This window comes from Alicycliphilus denitrificans (genome assembly GCF_044792555.1).
Classification (GTDB): Bacteria; Pseudomonadota; Gammaproteobacteria; order Burkholderiales; family Burkholderiaceae_C; genus Alicycliphilus; species Alicycliphilus denitrificans_A.
Genome location: NZ_CP126238.1, coordinates 1,313,831 through 1,329,470 on the forward strand (window position 1 = coordinate 1,313,831; position 15,640 = coordinate 1,329,470).

The 15,640-nt window shown below is 63.5% G+C and carries 16 protein-coding genes and 2 pseudogenes; 10 read left to right on the forward strand and 8 right to left on the reverse strand.

The features are described 5' to 3' along the window. Positions 1–6 precede the first annotated feature (6 nt). The 5 genes from P7644_RS06215 to P7644_RS06235 are packed head-to-tail and all read right to left on the reverse strand — an operon-like array spanning position 7 to position 3,502. Positions 7–489 (reverse strand): Lrp/AsnC family transcriptional regulator, encoded by a 483-nt coding sequence (locus tag P7644_RS06215; protein WP_404302274.1) that lies wholly within the window; start codon positions 487–489, stop codon positions 7–9. Continuing rightward, positions 479–955: an Lrp/AsnC family transcriptional regulator gene (locus P7644_RS06220; protein ID WP_404302275.1), complete on the reverse strand. Its 477-nt coding sequence runs from the start codon at positions 953–955 to the stop codon at positions 479–481. The genes P7644_RS06215 and P7644_RS06220 overlap by 11 nt, the downstream gene beginning before the upstream one ends. Beyond that, entirely contained in the window at positions 942–1,949 is a 1,008-nt protein-coding gene (locus P7644_RS06225) for an Lrp/AsnC family transcriptional regulator (RefSeq protein WP_404302276.1), read from the reverse strand. Before P7644_RS06225 ends, P7644_RS06220 begins: the two co-directional genes overlap by 14 nt. 3 nt (positions 1,950–1,952) lie before the next feature. Next, the gene (locus P7644_RS06230) at positions 1,953–3,155 is read right to left on the reverse strand and encodes a cytochrome D1 domain-containing protein (RefSeq protein ID WP_404302277.1); all 1,203 of its coding nucleotides are present in this window, start codon (positions 3,153–3,155) and stop codon (positions 1,953–1,955) included. After that, complete coding sequence (locus tag P7644_RS06235) at positions 3,152–3,502, reverse strand: c-type cytochrome (RefSeq protein WP_404302278.1); 351 nt, start codon at positions 3,500–3,502, stop codon at positions 3,152–3,154. The genes P7644_RS06230 and P7644_RS06235 overlap by 4 nt, the downstream gene beginning before the upstream one ends. Before the next feature lie 251 nt (positions 3,503–3,753). On the opposite strand from P7644_RS06235, the gene cobA reads away from it, so the two are divergent. From cobA to P7644_RS06255, 4 genes and pseudogenes are all read left to right on the forward strand, one after another. Next, a complete protein-coding gene (gene cobA, locus P7644_RS06240) occupies positions 3,754–4,578 on the forward strand; it encodes a uroporphyrinogen-III C-methyltransferase (RefSeq protein WP_404302279.1) in 825 nt (274 codons plus the stop codon). Between the two features lie 64 nt (positions 4,579–4,642). After that, the gene (rng, locus tag P7644_RS06245) at positions 4,643–6,130 is read left to right on the forward strand and encodes a ribonuclease G (protein ID WP_404302280.1); all 1,488 of its coding nucleotides are present in this window, start codon (positions 4,643–4,645) and stop codon (positions 6,128–6,130) included. A gap of 187 nt (positions 6,131–6,317) precedes the next feature. Then, a complete protein-coding gene (locus tag P7644_RS06250) occupies positions 6,318–7,601 on the forward strand; it encodes a tyrosine-type recombinase/integrase (protein ID WP_404302282.1) in 1,284 nt (427 codons plus the stop codon). Positions 7,602–7,860: 259 nt separating this feature from the next. Beyond that, positions 7,861–7,997, forward strand: a pseudogene (locus tag P7644_RS06255) (AAA family ATPase); the annotation flags it as partial. A 34-nt stretch (positions 7,998–8,031) separates the two neighbouring features. On the opposite strand, the gene P7644_RS06260 reads toward P7644_RS06255, so the two are convergent. Beyond that, positions 8,032–8,274 carry a hypothetical protein gene (locus P7644_RS06260; protein ID WP_220637467.1) on the reverse strand — a complete coding sequence of 81 codons (243 nt, stop codon included), beginning with the start codon at positions 8,272–8,274 and terminating at the stop codon, positions 8,032–8,034. A gap of 84 nt (positions 8,275–8,358) precedes the next feature. Next, the gene (locus P7644_RS06265) at positions 8,359–8,706 is read right to left on the reverse strand and encodes a DUF4148 domain-containing protein (RefSeq protein WP_404302283.1); all 348 of its coding nucleotides are present in this window, start codon (positions 8,704–8,706) and stop codon (positions 8,359–8,361) included. A 246-nt stretch (positions 8,707–8,952) separates the two neighbouring features. Between P7644_RS06265 and P7644_RS06270 the strand changes: the two are divergent. Beyond that, positions 8,953–9,522, forward strand: a pseudogene (locus tag P7644_RS06270) (IS256 family transposase); the annotation flags it as partial. Positions 9,523–9,643: 121 nt separating this feature from the next. Here P7644_RS06270 and P7644_RS06275 read toward each other — a convergent pair. Further along, positions 9,644–10,228 carry a MerR family DNA-binding protein gene (locus P7644_RS06275; protein WP_404302284.1) on the reverse strand — a complete coding sequence of 195 codons (585 nt, stop codon included), beginning with the start codon at positions 10,226–10,228 and terminating at the stop codon, positions 9,644–9,646. Positions 10,229–10,815: 587 nt separating this feature from the next. Here P7644_RS06275 and P7644_RS06280 point away from each other — a divergent pair. From P7644_RS06280 to P7644_RS06300, 5 genes are all read left to right on the forward strand, one after another. Next, positions 10,816–11,217 (forward strand): hypothetical protein, encoded by a 402-nt coding sequence (locus P7644_RS06280; protein ID WP_404302285.1) that lies wholly within the window; start codon positions 10,816–10,818, stop codon positions 11,215–11,217. A gap of 10 nt (positions 11,218–11,227) precedes the next feature. After that, positions 11,228–11,476 (forward strand): DUF2933 domain-containing protein, encoded by a 249-nt coding sequence (locus P7644_RS06285; RefSeq protein ID WP_404302286.1) that lies wholly within the window; start codon positions 11,228–11,230, stop codon positions 11,474–11,476. Further along, complete coding sequence (locus tag P7644_RS06290) at positions 11,473–12,123, forward strand: methyltransferase family protein (protein WP_404302287.1); 651 nt, start codon at positions 11,473–11,475, stop codon at positions 12,121–12,123. The genes P7644_RS06285 and P7644_RS06290 overlap by 4 nt, the downstream gene beginning before the upstream one ends. A gap of 177 nt (positions 12,124–12,300) precedes the next feature. After that, positions 12,301–13,164, forward strand: a complete 864-nt coding sequence (ppk2, locus tag P7644_RS06295) for a polyphosphate kinase 2 (protein WP_404302288.1) — start codon at positions 12,301–12,303, stop codon at positions 13,162–13,164. Positions 13,165–13,197: 33 nt separating this feature from the next. After that, positions 13,198–15,627 (forward strand): heavy metal translocating P-type ATPase, encoded by a 2,430-nt coding sequence (locus tag P7644_RS06300; RefSeq protein WP_404302290.1) that lies wholly within the window; start codon positions 13,198–13,200, stop codon positions 15,625–15,627. Positions 15,628–15,640 lie beyond the last annotated feature (13 nt).

Genomic DNA, 15,640 nt, shown 5'->3' on the forward strand with positions numbered 1-15,640 from the left:
AGTCCTTCAAACGTTTTTCAAGCGCAGGCCGGTTTTTTTCAGGATGGCCGTGGAGTACAGGATGTCGTGGCTGCGACAGGCGTTACCCAGCAGGGCGACGATGTCCTGGGCCTGCTGCTCCACCGCCGCGCGGCTGGTGCCGTGCAGCATGGCAAACAGGTTGTAGGGCCAGCCGGGCAGATGGCGCGGGCGGCGGTAGCAGTGCGACACACCCGGTAGCTCGGCTACGCGCGGCCCGAGTTCGGCGATACGTTCGTCATCCACGTCCCACACGCTCATGCCGTTGGCGGTGTAGCCCAGGCGGTAGTGGTTGGGCACGGCGCCAATGCGGCGGATCAGGCCCTGGGCCAGCATCTGCGCCAGGCGTTCGCGCACCTGCTCGCCGCTCACGCCCAGCATGGCGCCCACGGCCTCATAGGGGCGCGCGACCAGGGGCAGGCCGCCCTGGGTGGCGGCGATCAGGGCGCGGTCGAAAGCGTCAAGCGCCATGGGCATCTCCGGTGGTCGCCAAGGCGGGCAGGCGCAGCTCGACGAAATATTCTTCTTCCTTCGGGAAGGCAAACACCTGCAGGCCCACGGCCTCCTCGATGCGGGCGAGGGCGTCCTGTGCCTGCGCGGGCGATTCGGCGGCGACCACGAACCACATATTGAGCTGGTGCGTACGCCGGTAGTTGTGTGCTACTTCGGGAAAGCTGTTGACCACGGCGTTTACGGCGTCAAAGCGTTCCTCGGGCACGGCAATCGCTGCGAGCACGAACTGGCCGCCGGCGCGCTCGATCTGGAACAACGGGCCAAAGCGCGTGAGCACGCCCTGGGCCAGCAGCTGGTGCAGGCGCTCGATGACGCGCTCCTCGCTCCAGCCCAGCTGCGCTGCGACGGCGGCAAAGGGGCGATCGACGAGCGGAAAGCCGCCGTGCAGATGGTCGATGAGACGAGCGTCTTCAGGCGTAAGCATGTGCTGCTCCTTGGGGTGCCGGGCCATGGTGGGCAAAGCGGCGTGCGCCGGTCTGCTTGAAGCGGCGCAGCGAAAACAGTGTGGCGCGCGGTTTGCCATGCAACCCGGCTTGGGCGATGGCGGCGTCTACGGTGGCGCGCACGCTGTCGCGGTCGCGGCCATGCACCATGCAGTACAGGTTGAAGGGCCAGCCGGGTGCGCGTGCGCGCTGGTAGGCCAGGGTGATGCCGGGGATCTGCGCCAGCGCCTCGCCGCAGGCGTCTACCGCGCAATCGGGCACGTCGAACACCGTCATGGCGTTGGCGGTGAAGCCGAGCTCGTGGTGGCGCACGACGACGCCAAAACGGCTCAGGGTTTTGGCATCGAGCCAGCGCGCAAGCGTTGCCAGTACGCTCTCGACCGGCTGGCCGAGCTGTGCGGCCCAGGCGTCAAAGGGTTGCTCGATGAGCGGCAGGCCCTGTTCGGCCAATGCTGCCAGGGGTTCGTCCTGCGGCTGCAGGCTGTGCTGCGCCCAATGCGTGGCACCGCTGGCCTGCGATTGCGCGGCGCGCAGGTCAAAGCCGGTATCGATGCGGTAGGGTCGCAGCATGGGCAGGCGCAGCACAGCCAGGCCGGTGTCGGCCTCGATGGCGCGCAGCAGCAGTTCCACGGCAGCGGCATCGCGCCCGGTGGCGACGAACCACAGGTTGACCTGGTGCTCGCGTTCGTAGTTGTGATTCACGCCCGGGTGTGCCGAAACGATGGCGGCCACGGCGTCCAGCCGGGCTGGCGGCACCGCCATGGCGGCGAGCAGCGAGGCGCCGCCTGCGCCCGGCGCAAACACCGCCCCGATGCGACTCACGCTGCCACCGCGCTGCAGGCGCTGGTAGGCGTTGAGCACCTGGGCCGCCTCCAGCCCCAGTGCTGTGCCGATGGCGGCAAAGGGCGCGCGCACCAGCGGAAAGCCGCGCTGCCAGGCGTTGAGCAGGGTGAGGTCGGTAGCGTGCGTAGCCATGGCTCAAAACCCCAGGCGTTGGGCGCGCGCGGTGAAGAAGATGCCGCTGGGCGCATCCACCTTCAGGGTTGCCTGCAGCTGGCGCGTGTGCGTGTCATAGACCTGCACGCGGTTGTCGTCGCGGCAGCTGATCCACACCGATTCGCCGCGTGGCGTGAATTCCATGTGCAGCACCGCCTTGCCGGGTTCCAGGGTCTGCAGCACGCGCTGGCTGGGGGTATCTATCACCTGCACGCGGTTGTAGTCGGGGACCGAAAAATTGACCCACACCTGGCGCCCATCGGGCCGCGCCATGACGAACACCGGCTGGCCCGCGACCGGGATGCGGCCCACCTCCTGCCAGGTCGTGGTGTCGACCACCAGCACCTCGTGGCGGCCGATGGCCGGCAGGTAGGCATGGTGTCCGGCGATGGCCCAGCCGCGCAGGTGTGGCATCTTGTACACGGGCAAGGGCTTCTGGCCGCGCCCGTAGCCGCCCAGGATGCGCCGCACCTGGGGCTTGTCTTCCCACAGGTCGAGCATGGCCAGGCCGTCTTCGCCAAACAGGCCGGCAATGTAGGTGCGGCCATTGGGCGAGACGAGGGCGTCGTAGGGCTGCTGGCCAATATTCTCGATGGTGGTGATCTGCGGCTGGCGTGGGTTGCTGCAGTCGGCAATGCAGATGGCGGAAGCGTCGAACAGGCTGTAGATGAAGCGCCGCTGCGGCAGGTCCGCCAGGCCGACGACGCGTGAGCGCTGGCCGCCCGGCATGGCAGCGGGCACGTCGGCCAGCAGCTCCAGCGTGGCGGCGTCGAAGACCTTGATGCCGCCGGGCTGGTAGTTCTGCGCCACGACCAGGCTGCCGTCGGCGCTGATGGCTCCGCCAATGGAGTTGCCGGCCTGCATTACGCGGTGGGTGATGCGTGCGCCCAGGATGTCCACGCGGGTCAGGCCGCCGTCGCGGCCAAAGACATAGGCAAAGCGCGCGTCGCGCGAAAAGACCACCGAGGCATGCGACAGGTCGCCCAGGCCTTCGACGCGGCCAACGATCTCGCGGCGGCTGGTGTTGATGAGGGTCAGCGCGCCCTGGGCACGCTCTATGACCACGCCCAGGTCGCCCGTGCCCTGCAGGGCGGGCGCGTTGGGGGAGGATGTCTGGGTGCTGGCGCAGCCGCTGGCCAGCAGCGAGGTACCGGCGGCGAGCGATAGGAGGGAGCGTCTTTTCATGGGGCGTGGCTCTTGTTTTCTTCGGGAAAGCCGCTGGCCAGCTGCTGGGCAATCCACAGGGCTTCATCGGCGCTCAGCAGCGCACTCCAGGGCGGCATGGGCGTTCCGGGGATGCCGTGGATGATGACGGCAGCCAGGAAGTCGGGGGGCTTGGCGGCCAGAGCCTGGCGTGTGAGCGCCGGACCCAGGCCGCCGGTGAGGCGCATGCCATGGCAGGAGCCGCAGTCCTGGCGCACCATGCGCACCAGCTGAGCGGTGCGCTCGGGAGCCGGTGCGGCTGGCGTTTGCGCCCATGTAGCCGCTGCCGAGAGCGCCAGGGTGAGGGACAGTAGAGCGTTGCGTGCCATGTCAGGCCTCAGGTTGCGGCATCAACGGATGTCGTGCCGCGCGTTGTACACATGGAAGTGGCCGGACAGTGCATGGAAGACCTCCGTGGAGGTCATCGCCTATCTCGCGGGGCACTGCCGGTTTCCTTTTTTGCGAGTAGGCGCATCGTGCTGCGGGTATTCCCTGGCGTCCTTGACTTACCTCAAGGACAGGTCCCTTGCGGTCTTTGAACAATGGAGCCCGCCCCACGATCTGCCAAGGAAACGCCCACATGAGCTTCGTAGAAGATGCGCGCTGGTTCACCCCCCCGCCAACCGCAGATGTATCTGACGCGCCTGGTTCGCCAGGGCGGGTGACTCTGGTAGGTGCCGGACCGGGTGATCCGGAACTGCTTACCTTGCGAGCCGTCAAGGCTCTGCGCGGCGCCCGCCTGGTGCTCTACGACCATCTGGTGAGCAAGGAGGTACTGCGCTATGTGGCGGAAGATGCTGACCTGATCTATGTGGGCAAAGAGGCCTCGCAGCATACGCTGCCCCAGGAATCCATCATCGACCTCATGGTGCGCCTGGCGCGCAGCGGGCGCAGCATGGTGCGCCTCAAGGGGGGTGACGGCTTCATCTTCGGCCGCGGCGGCGAGGAGGCTCAGGCCTTGGCCGACGCCGGGATTGGCTTCGAGGTGGTGCCAGGCATCACGGCGGCCCAGGGAGCGGGCGCTTGTGCCGGCATTCCTTTGACCCACCGCGACCATGCTGCCACCCTGGTGTTTGCCACCGGGCACCTGCGCGGCGAAAACGAGGTGGCCCTGGATTGGGAGGCCTTGGCCCGCCCGCGCCAGACCGTAGTGATCTACATGGGCATGGGCACGCTGCCCGTGATTTGCGAGCAATTGGTGCGCCACGGCCTGCCCGCCGGCACGCCCGCGGCCCTGGTGGAGCAGGCCTCCCTGCCGGGCCAGCGCTGCATCACAGGCACGCTGCAGGATCTGCCTGCCCTGGCCCAGCAGCACAGGGTGCGCCCGCCGGCGCTCATCGTTGTAGGCGAGGTGGTGGCGCTGCAACCGCAACTGATGCGCGGTATGCAGACGACAGGGGTGTAGAGAGAGCTACTGCCCGCGGCACGGGTCGGTTTCAGGCATCATGGATGCTTCATAGAGACTGCCCATGCAACAAGACATTTTGATCAATTGGTCACCGCAGGAGACGCGCGTCGCGGTGGTGGAAAGCGGTGCCGTGCAGGAACTGCACGTGGAGCGCACCCTTGAGCGTGGCATGGTCGGCAACGTCTACCTGGGCAAGGTTTCGCGCGTGCTGCCCGGCATGCAGTCGGCCTTTATCGACATCGGCCTGGAGCGTGCAGCCTTCCTGCATGTGGCCGATGTGTGGCAGCGTCAGGAGGGCGGCGAGGCGCCGATGTTCGCGCGCAAGGGTGAGCCGCCCGTGCCCATAGAGAAGCAGGTGTTCGAGGGCCAGGCGCTGATGGTGCAGGTCATCAAGGACCCGATAGGCAGCAAGGGCGCCCGCCTGTCCACGCAGATCAGCATTGCCGGACGGCTGCTGGTGTTCCTGCCCCAGGACGACCATATCGGGGTGTCGCAGAAAATTCCTCAGGAGGAGCGCGATGCGTTGCGAGCACGTCTGCAGGCGTTGGTGGGCGACAAGTCCACGGGCGGCGGGGGCGGCTTCATTTTGCGTACCAACGGCGAGGATGCGAGCGATGAGGAGCTGGCCGAGGACATCACCTACCTGCGCAAGACCTGGGCCGGTATACGCCAGGCGGCGCAGAGTCGTCCACCCACCTCGCTGCTGTACCAGGACCTGAGCCTGCTGCAGCGCGTGCTGCGCGACCTGGTGAGCGACGCGACGCAGACCATACGCCTGGATTCGCGCGAGCAATTCGCTGCGCTGCAGCAGTTCGGGCGTGAGTTCATGCCGCAGGCGGCGGCCAAGCTGCAGTGGTACAAGGGCGAGCGGCCGATCTTCGACCTCTACGCCATCGATGAGGAAATTGCCCGCGCGCTGGGCCGGCGCGTGGACCTGAAGTCCGGCGGTTACCTCATCGTGGACCAGACCGAGGCGCTCACCACCATCGACGTGAACACCGGTGGCTACGTAGGCGCGCGCAATTTCGACGACACCATCTTCAAGACCAACCTGGAGGCGGCCGGAGCCATCGCGCGCCAGCTGCGCCTGCGCAACCTGGGTGGCATCGTGATCGCGGACTTCATCGACATGCTGCGCGAGGACCACCAGGCGGCCGTGCTCGCCGAGTTCAAGAAGCAGCTGTCGCGCGACCGGGTCAAGACCATGGTGGGAGGCTTTTCGCAGCTGGGCCTGGTGGAGATGACGCGCAAGCGCACGCGCGAGTCGCTCGCCCACATGCTCTGCGAGCCGTGTCCCAATTGCCGCGGCGTGGGCGAGGTCAAGACCGCGCGCACCGTGTGCTACGACATCCTGCGCGAGGTGCTGCGCGAGGCACGCCAGTTCAATCCGCGTGAATTCCGAGTCGTGGCCGCGCCCCAGGTGGTGGACCTGTTCCTGGACGAGGAAAGCCAGCACCTGGCGGGCCTGTCGGACTTCATCGGCAAGCCGATCTCGCTGCAGGCCGAAAGCTCGATCGGACAGGAGCAGTACGACATTGTTTTGCTGTGAGGTTCAGGCGGGCTCATCCTGCCTCAATCGCCACACATAAGTGACTGTCGTGAAAGGAGATTTCGTCAGGCGAGCATTCTTGTCGTGTCTTGTGGTCCCATCCTTTCGCAACACTATTGGGTAGCTGCGTGGGTAGCTAGCCGGTGCGCTGGACCCGGCTTCTGCGTAGCGCCCAGGAGCATTGAGTATGTCGACCAAGAATGGACTGTTATCCGACCTGCAGTTGAAGCAGTGGGCCAAGGCGGGCAAATCTCTGGCAAAAAGTGACGGCAACGGCTTGACGTTCACGCTGTCCGCCGCGGGCAAGGCGGTATGGGTGCTGCGGTATCGGTTTGGTACGCGGCGGTTTGAACTGACCCTCGGCCCCTATCCCGATCTTGGCTTGGCGGAGGCCCGAGCCATGGCGACAGTAAAGCGGGCTGACATTCTTCGAGGCGTCAACCCGGTCGCCGAGAAGCACAAAGCCAAGGTTGTCCTTGCAAGGGACTGGACGCTGCGCAATCTCATTCAGGACTATCGGCTCAAAAAACTGGCCGCTCTAGGCAGCAGCACGCAACGCAGCTACGGCCGCCATCTCAAGCTGTTGGATCGACGCCTTGGAACGTTGAACGTTCGCGAAGCCGAAGCCGGCGATATCGTCGCTCTCATCGAGGAAAGCAAACTGACCTGGGTGGAGTCAAACATGTTGCTCGTGGCGACAAAGAGCGTGTTCACCCATGCTTGCGGAAAGCGACTGCTTGATGCCAACCCCTGCAAGGGGATCATGTTGGCAGCCCTTCTGGGGCCGCGGCCTCCGATTAGGAAGCGCTTGATGCTAACCCGGGAGGAACTGCATCTTCTGTTTAATGCCAAGATGCGACGCGTCAACGCCCTGGCGATGAAAATCTTGCTGGCCTGTGGTGTGAGGAGTGCTGAGTTTTACATGGCAAAGTGGGAGAACGTCCACCTGGATGAAGTTCGCTGGCATGTGCCGGAGAGCAAGACCGGGCCTGCCATGGATATCCCATTGGTTCCTACGGTCGTCGGTTGGTTTGAGGAATTGCGTGTGATGGCCGGATCTTCCGCGTACGTGATGCCAGCGAGAAAGCAGGCGCGCGTGCGTCGCCAGAACGGCGACACTCATGTTTCGAAGGACACCATACGCGAGGCAATCGATTACTGGATCAATCAATACGAGCCAGACGTTCGTCGGTTCACCCCGCATGATTTCCGCAGCACGATGAAGTCGCATATGCGTGCACTTGGTGTTCAACGGGACATTTCGGAGATGTGCCTAAACCACAAGTTGACGGGGGTCGAAGGCATCTATGACCAGTACACCTACTACGAAGAGCGCCGAGAAGCGCTCCATATCTGGACGGACTTTCTCGTTGGGTGCGAACGGTCATTGTCTCCGCCGGCGATTTTGGGTTCTTCGCGAAGCGTCGTAAGGCGGGAGCGGTCTCCCAGGACTGCGGCGTGCCCCTGTTGAGAATTTCGATGCTTGCAAGTCTGGGTCGCGCTCGCGCCTGCCCTTGTGCCTCGATTTGTCTGCGCATGGGTAGTGCCCCCGAAGAATGGACTTCTTAGCTCATGACCACAGTGCTGGAAGGGAGCGAAGAAATGGTCGGCAAGCAAGTGCGTGGCAAGTACACGCAGGAGTACAAAGCGGAGGCGGTTCGGCAGGCTGAGGCCAGCCAATCGCTGGCAGTGCTGTGCTGGTCGAACTCAAGGCACTGCGCCCGCACGGCATGGCCGGCGCGTGGGCCGATCTGGTCGAGCAAGGCGGCGGCGAGGGGGCGGTGTGGGCATGAAGTACTCGCGCTGGCTGATCGAGCATCTGCTGCAGGCCGAAGGCACGGACCGTGCGATGCGCTCGGTCAGCCATTAGATGCACGCAGCGACCAATCCCATCTCCAAAGTTACGGGGTACTGGTTTCTTTGGCGACTTCTTTTGCGGCATCTTTGCAGGCCTTGACTTCGGCCTCATAACGCGCCTTGCGCAATTGGTTCAGGTACGGCGTCGTCTGTGCGCGCGGGCCATGGTCGAGCTGCAATACGAGTTTCTTGGGAGGACAGACCTTTTCTTGGTCTGGTGCGGCACTGGCCGAGAGACTGAAGCCAAGGGTCGTGGCGCCAACGAGAGCGATGAGCAAGTATTTCATGATGAACTCCTTGGATAGAAAAACCGAACGTGTGATTCAGCGATCCTCGGCCTCCCCGGTAATCCGCTGCACCCCAACTGGCCATCAACCTTGGGAGTTGAGACGCAGACGCGCGTCGCGTTCTTCAGGGGACTCGCTCCGCAGTTCGTTGATTACTTGCTCACGTGTCTTGCCAGGACTTGCATCGGGTGTGCGCATCGGGAAGTTGCTTTGGCCGTAAGAGTGTCGTCCTTGCTGCATAGCAGCCTTGGTTTCTGCAATGACCTGCTCTCGCGTTTTCTCACTCTTGAAGTGTTCCGGGTGAACGATTACGCCCTTTTCATTGTTGGCAGGATGTTCGTATGCGGCCGAAGCTATCCCTGGAAGGCCCAGGGTAACCACTGCGGCCGCGGCGGCAATCATGGAAGAAAGGGAGAGGCGTTGTTGGATCATGGTTGAAGCTCCTAGCGATGGTGAATAAAACTTGCATCTCTCATGCCTTGCTTGGGCGTTGAGGAGATGTGTTCATCGTAGGGAGCGCACCCCAACAGAATCTAGACAGCCCGATGACATTTTTATCAGGGAGCGGCGCGAGCTGGAGCGCAAGTTGGTGGACCTGCGCGGGGGACAAACGCGGAGGACGGAGGATCTACCACACGGGTAGACAGAAGTCGCCAGTGGATCGGCGCGAGCCTGTCAGAGGTCGTGACGGAACTGCGCAACCGCGGTGTGCAGGACATCTTCATTGCCTGTGTCGATGGGCTCAAGGGCTTCCCCGAGGCCATCGAGGCGGTGTTCCCCAAGACGGTGGTGCAGCTGTGCATCGTGCACATGGTGCGCCACAGCCTGAACTACGTGTCGTGGAAACGCAGGAAGGAAGTGGCCGCTGACCTGCGTCGCATTTACGCCGCCGCCACCTTGGATGAGGCCGAACTGATGCTCGGGGAGTTTGAAGAAAAATGGGACCAGGAGTACCTGCCCATTGGCCAGTCTTGGCGCAGGAACTGGGGGCGGCTGACCCCATTCTTTGATTACCCGCCCGACATCCGCAAGGTCATCTACACCACCAATGCCATCGAGTCGGTGAACATGGGGCTGAGGAAGCTGACCAAGAACCGGGGCTCATTCCCCAGCGATGAGGCGCTGACCAAGCTGTTCTACCTGGCCCTGCGCAACATCAGTCAGAAGTGGACCATGCCGATTCGGGATTGGAAGGCTGCGCTGACCCGCTTTACCATTCAGTTCGGAGACCGCATCTCCGTCAACTGAAGTCCGAACCGTTTACACAAAAATTCGGACACGCCCAGAGATTTTGTGTCACGGCAACAGCCCGGGTGCAATTGAGCAGCCCTGGCTTTCGCGCATCCTCCAGCGATGTCGCTCCAGCGAGCTATCGCAATCGATGGATAGGCGGTTGTGGGTCCGCAGGCGGGCAAACAAGTGCAGCGATGATGGGGCAGGGAGACGCCTGCCCCGCCTCCTCGCACCGCGCGAGCATGTCACGCAGTGCACCTCGCATGCGTTCCAGATCCCCGACCTTCTCATCGATCTGCTCAAGGCGTCGCCGCGTCACCGTCTGGATGGCCCGGCGATTCCGTCCGTCCTCAAGGTCCAGCAGCGATCCCACCTCATCCAACGAGAAGCCCAGGCTCTGCGCCCGCTTGATGAAGCCGATCCGCTGGACCATTGAAACGTGGTAACGCCGGAAACTGCCTGCGGCCTTCGGAACCGGCAAGAGCCCGCGACCCTGATAGTAGCGAATCGTCTCTACACCGACGCCAGCGACTTTCGCCAGTCTGCCGACCGTCATCCAATCGCCCGGGCCTTCGTTCATCGAGGGATCTACCGTTTTCTTCATCGCCATGGCAGGATAACGCTGTACCGTGTAGTTGACCCCTGTCTCCATTTGATCGAGATCAATATCTTGGAGCTTGCCTAAGCATAGGATTAATGTAGGGGTATAAAGGCTGCGCATGCGCACATTTCTCAGCGCCCGTACGACTCGCGCCATCGCGTGGATGGTGCTGGGGGTATGGTTGTTTGCGCTTGCGGCCGGGATGGCGAATGCCTGCCTGTTGGAGTCCCCGGAGCCGCACCACCATGCGTCCGGGTATGAGCACGGCAATGGCCACTCCCATGGGGGTCATGAGGGCGCCCACGAAAAGCATGAAGAGGGGAGCCAGGACCTGTCGAAGGCACCTTGCCTGAAACTCTGCGGAGAGGTCAACCAGTCGGCAATTCAGAAGACGCCGACCTTCGCGTTCGACCTTATTGGGCTTCCGTCCCCTTCATATGCTGCCTGGGAACCGGCCCCGGCGCTGGCTCTGCGAGCCATCCCATTGAGGAGCCCCCAGCAGGCTCCCTCACAGCCGCCTGCTTGGCTGCTGTTTGCACGTCTCGCGTTATAGCGCCTCCTGTGAGCGCTGTGCCGGCTATGTCCGGCACGCGTCTCGTACGCCTTGACTCTGTACCCGGCTACGGAGTTCTCATATGGGATTTGTCTGCTGGAAGCGCCACTTGGCTCGACCAGACGACAAAAGCCAGCGGCTAAAGGAGAAAGAAATGACATTCGTTCGCTCCATCGCGGTCGTCTTCGGCGCCGCCCTCGTCAGCTTGTTTGCGTTCGCGCAAGACGACCATCAGGCTCATCATCCTGCGGGTTCGAGCGCCCCTGCGACTTCGGCTCCAGTGGCGCCGAGCTTCGAGGGCATGGGGGCGCAGATGAAGTCCATGCAGGCGATGCACGAACGGATGGTGGCCGCGAAGACGCCCGAAGAACGCAAAGCGCTGATGGCCGAGTACATGCAGGCCATGCGAGGCGGCATGGCGATGATGAAAGCAGTGAAGGAGGGCACTGCGCCGGCGCTGCCCGCCGAGCGGCAGCGAACGCTCGAAATGCGCATGGACATGTGCCAGTCCATGATGCAGATGATGATGGACCGGCTGCCCGAGTCGGTGAAGTGAGGAGCAAGCCATGACAGCATCTCACCGCGTGGGCTCATCCGAACCGGCGTTTTCAAGCTCGCGATGGTTCCTGGGCTTTCTGGTTTTCTCGGGCGCAAGCATCTACATGCTGTTCACGGAACACCGGGCCCACTACCTGGCCGCTCTGCCGCTGGTCCTTCTCGCGACATGCGTCGTCGCCCATGTGCTGATGCATCGTCATGCCGCAGCAAGCGATCTTCGCGAGCCGGATAAAACGACACATGGAGATCGCACATGAATCACGATGCGCCCGCCTATGGGCTATGGTTGCTCGTTCTCGTGAACTCGGCGGTCTTCATCATGTTCGCCTTCAGCTTCTTCAAGCCGCAGACTTCGCGTGATTGGCGAACTTTCGGGACATTCGCAGCGTTCATCGTTGCGCTGTTCGTCGAGATGTATGGCTTTCCGCTGACGCTGTACCTGCTTTCCGGCTGGCTGCAGACGCGGTATCCGAGTCTGGACCTACTGGCCCACAACAGCGGCCATCTCTGGTCGACCTTGCTGGGCGAAAAAGGCGATCCGCACTTCAGCCCGCTGCATATCGCGAGCTACGTCTTCATCGGCGGCGGCTTCTGGCTTCTGTCGAGTGCCTGGAATGTGCTGTACCACGCACAACGATGCGGGCAGCTCGCGGTAAGCGGACCCTACGCCAGGATTCGGCACCCGCAGTACGTGGCCTTCGTGGCCATCCTTCTCGGCTTCCTACTGCAGTGGCCAACGCTGTTGACGCTGCTCATGTTCCCCTTCCTCGTCGTCATGTATTCGCGGCTGGCGATCAACGAGGAGAAGGACATGCGCAAGCAGTTCGGCGCCGAGTTCGATGCCTACGCCGCGCGAACGCCGCGCTTCTTTCCATCCCTCTCGGGTCCGCGCCAGCGAGGCTGACATGAAGACGATTCGCCTGCGCCAATCCGCCCGTAGACCGTACCTGGCTGCAGCGTGCGGTCCCTGCGGCGGTGCCGCGTGCCGCTCGCATGCGGACCTAATCACCATGCCCGATCGAGTACCGGAGCGCTCATTGAACAGCGCCGCCTGCAACGATAAGGCCTAACGGAGAACCCCATGGCAAAGAGCAAGAAGGCCGCGACAGGCGCGAAGAACAAGGCTCATGCGGACGACGTCGAGATCGCGCACGGCTCGCCGCGAGACGAGGCCGCCGCACGCTCGATCGGCCGCGAGGATTATGAGGCGCAGTTGCACATACTGCAGATAGAACTCGTGAAGCTGCAGCGTCACTTCATCAAGTGCAGCGACCGCATCCTCATCCTCTTGGAGGGACGGGACGGTGCGGGCAAGGATGGCAGCATCAAGCGGCTCGTCGAACACCTGAGTCCGCGGGAAACCCGGGTCGTCGCGCTCGGCAAACCCTCCGACCGGGACCGCACCGGTTGGTACTTCCAGCGCTACGTGCCGCACCTACCGGTCGGCGAAGAACTCGTTGTGTTCAACCGCAGCTGTTACAACCGCGCCGGCGTGGAGCCGGTGATGGGTTTCTGCACGGCTGAGCAACACGAGGAGTTCATGAACTCCGTGCCCAAGTTCGAGGAGATGCTGGTCAACTCCGGCATAAAGCTGCTGAAGTATTACCTCGACATCGGCAAGAAAGAGCAGACCCGCCGGCTCGGTGAACGCCGCCGTGACCCGCTCAAGCAATGGAAATCAAGTCCGGTCGACGCCGTGGCGCTGAAGCACTGGGACGGCTACACGCGTGCGCGCGACGAGATGTTCATACGCACGCACACCGCTGCCGCTCCCTGGTTCGTCGTGCTCGCCGACAACAAGCGAGTCGCCAGGCTCAACCTGATCAGGGATGTCCTCTCGCGGCTCCACTACGCGGGCAAGAAGCACAAGCTCATCGCTCCCGACCGGGAGATCGTCTTCGAATTCTCGCAGGATTGCATGGACTCGGGCCGACTCGCACGTTGACAGCACGAACACAGCGAACAGGAAGAACCATACATGAAGTCAATCAACGTTGAGGTCGGAGGGCTCGTGTCGAGCCTGAGCGCGGAGGGAGTGCGCCGCAAGCTGCAACAACTCCCGGGCGTCCATCATGCGGATGTCAACTACGTCGCGGGGAGCGCTACGGTCCATTTCGACGACCGGCAACTCAGTGTCGAGGACCTGCGCCTCCGGATCGTCGAGTGCGGCTATCACTGCAGTGGCGAGCAGACGCCTAAGCATGTGTGCGATCCCGCCACGGGCAGTACGGCGGGCCAGAGCCATGACGGACACGCTCATCACGCCGTGTCTGCGAAGCATTCGGGGCACGCCCATGCAGTCGGAGCGACTGCGACGACGGCCGCCTCGCCGGCCTCCCATGCCGGGCACCAGGGCCACGCAGGCGAGCCCGCCATGGCCGACATGATGCACGACATGGGGCACGGGTCTGGGTCGATGCAGGACATGGCCCGGGACATGCGCAATCGGTTCTTCGTGTCCCTGATCTTTTCGATTCCGGTGTTTCTCTATTCGCCGATGGGGACGATGTTCGGCGACTTCCAGACGCCGTTCGGTCTGGACGACAAGCTCTTCCTTTTCATCTTCGCAAGCGCGGCGATCATCTATCCCGGCTGGCCTTTCTGCATCGCTGCGTGGCGCGCTTTGCGCAACGGTGTCGCCAACATGGCCACGCTGGTCGTGCTGTCGGTGGGCGTCGGATACCTGTTCAGCGTCGGAGCGACCTTCTTCTACGAGGGTGAGGTGTTCTATGAAGCGGCGTCGGTGCTGCTGGTTTTCATCCTGCTGGGCCACTGGTTAGAGATGCGCGCCCGCGCGGGTGCGTCCGACGCGATTCGCGCGCTGATGGATCTCGCGCCACCGATGGCCACCGTCGTGCGCAACGGTGTCGAGACCAAGGTGCCAACCGCCGAGGTCGTGGCCGGTGAACTGGTGGTGATCAAGCCCGGCGACAAGATCCCGGTGGATGGCGAGATCGTCGAAGGGGCCTCGCAGGTCGACGAGTCGATGCTGACCGGCGAGTCGATGCCGGTCAAGAAGGTGGTAGGCAGCACCGTCGTGGGCGCCAGCATCAACAAGAGCGGGAGCTTCCGCTACAGGGCCACGAAGGTCGGTGCGGACACGGCATTGGCCCAGATCGTCAAGCTGGTTCAGGAGGCCCAGAACTCGAAGGCACCCGGCCAGCTGCTGGCCGACCAAGCGTCGCAGTGGCTGGTGCTGGCGGCGATCGTGATTGGCCTGTTGACCTTCAGCGTCTGGTACTGGGTGATGGGCCAGACGCTGCTATTCGCACTCACCTTGACCATCACGGTATTCGTGATCGCATGCCCTGATGCACTGGGCCTGGCCACGCCGATGGCGATCATGGTCGGGACCGGCCTGGGCGCGATGAACGGCATTCTCTTCAAGAATGCGGCCGCATTGGAAAACGCGACCAAGCTGACAGTGGTGGTGTTCGACAAAACCGGCACCTTGACACTCGGGCAGCCCGATGTCGTCGAGATCGTGACCGCGCCCGGTGTCGAGGAGGCGCGGCTTCTGGCGACGGCCGCCGCGGTGGAGAAGTTCTCCGAGCACCCCCTTGCACTCGCAGTGCTCAAGCGTGTGGGGGACATGCCGATGGAGGTCACCGAGAACTTCACCAACATCGATGGGCAAGGTGCACGGGCCACCATCGGGGGCGAGAGGGTGCTGCTCGGGAACCGGCTGCTGATGCAGTCGGAGCAGGTAGACCTGGCAGTCCTCTCCAGCGAGGCAACGCGGCTGCAAGGCGGCGGGCGCACGGTGGTCTATGTCGCGCGCGGCGGCTGGCTGATCGGCCTCATCGCAATCGCGGACGCCGCCCGGCCGACCTCGCGCGAGACGATCTCCAAACTGCAGGCGCGGGGCGTGAAGGTCGCGATGCTGACCGGCGACAACCAGGCGACCGCCGAGCGCATCGGCAAGGAACTGGGCATCGACATCGTCCTTGCGGACGTGCTGCCGGGGCAGAAGGCATCCAAGATCCAGGAACTGCAGCAGCAAGGCCACAAGGTGGGCATGGTCGGCGACGGCATCAACGACGCGCCAGCGCTGACCCAGGCCGACGTGGGTTTTGCGATCGGCGCCGGGACGGACGTCGCGATGGAGAGCGCCCAGGTAGTGTTGATGAAAAGCGACCCGTACGACGTCGTCGGGGCCATCGAGCTCTCCCGCGCGACGCTGCGCAAGATGCACCAGAACCTATGGTGGGCCGTGGGCTACAACGTGATCGCCTTCCCGCTTGCGGCTGGGGTGTTGTACCCCTTCACGCTGTCGCCCGAGGTTGCCGCGTTGTCGATGTCCGGCAGTTCCGCGATCGTGGCCATCAATGCGCTGATGCTCAAACGCACGCGTCTACCGGGCATCAAGCGAGTCACGTCGCGCGCCTCCGCTCAAGCGGTCGCGTGAGCCCGTGCTGCGA

Excerpts from the sequence above, each read along its gene's own strand:
- P7644_RS06215 (WP_404302274.1), bottom strand. The coding sequence starts at position 489 with ATGGCGCTTGACGCTTTCGACCGCGCCCTGATCGCCGCCACCCAGGGC.
- P7644_RS06220 (WP_404302275.1), bottom strand. The coding sequence starts at position 955 with ATGCTTACGCCTGAAGACGCTCGTCTCATCGACCATCTGCACGGCGGC.
- P7644_RS06225 (WP_404302276.1), bottom strand. The coding sequence starts at position 1,949 with ATGGCTACGCACGCTACCGACCTCACCCTGCTCAACGCCTGGCAGCGC.
- P7644_RS06230 (WP_404302277.1), bottom strand. The coding sequence starts at position 3,155 with ATGAAAAGACGCTCCCTCCTATCGCTCGCCGCCGGTACCTCGCTGCTG.
- P7644_RS06235 (WP_404302278.1), bottom strand. The coding sequence starts at position 3,502 with ATGGCACGCAACGCTCTACTGTCCCTCACCCTGGCGCTCTCGGCAGCG.
- cobA (WP_404302279.1), top strand. The coding sequence starts at position 3,754 with ATGAGCTTCGTAGAAGATGCGCGCTGGTTCACCCCCCCGCCAACCGCA.
- rng (WP_404302280.1), top strand. The coding sequence starts at position 4,643 with ATGCAACAAGACATTTTGATCAATTGGTCACCGCAGGAGACGCGCGTC.
- P7644_RS06250 (WP_404302282.1), top strand. The coding sequence starts at position 6,318 with ATGTCGACCAAGAATGGACTGTTATCCGACCTGCAGTTGAAGCAGTGG.
- P7644_RS06260 (WP_220637467.1), bottom strand. The coding sequence starts at position 8,274 with ATGAAATACTTGCTCATCGCTCTCGTTGGCGCCACGACCCTTGGCTTC.
- P7644_RS06265 (WP_404302283.1), bottom strand. The coding sequence starts at position 8,706 with ATGATCCAACAACGCCTCTCCCTTTCTTCCATGATTGCCGCCGCGGCC.
- P7644_RS06275 (WP_404302284.1), bottom strand. The coding sequence starts at position 10,228 with ATGCGCAGCCTTTATACCCCTACATTAATCCTATGCTTAGGCAAGCTC.
- P7644_RS06280 (WP_404302285.1), top strand. The coding sequence starts at position 10,816 with ATGACATTCGTTCGCTCCATCGCGGTCGTCTTCGGCGCCGCCCTCGTC.
- P7644_RS06285 (WP_404302286.1), top strand. The coding sequence starts at position 11,228 with ATGACAGCATCTCACCGCGTGGGCTCATCCGAACCGGCGTTTTCAAGC.
- P7644_RS06290 (WP_404302287.1), top strand. The coding sequence starts at position 11,473 with ATGAATCACGATGCGCCCGCCTATGGGCTATGGTTGCTCGTTCTCGTG.
- ppk2 (WP_404302288.1), top strand. The coding sequence starts at position 12,301 with ATGGCAAAGAGCAAGAAGGCCGCGACAGGCGCGAAGAACAAGGCTCAT.
- P7644_RS06300 (WP_404302290.1), top strand. The coding sequence starts at position 13,198 with ATGAAGTCAATCAACGTTGAGGTCGGAGGGCTCGTGTCGAGCCTGAGC.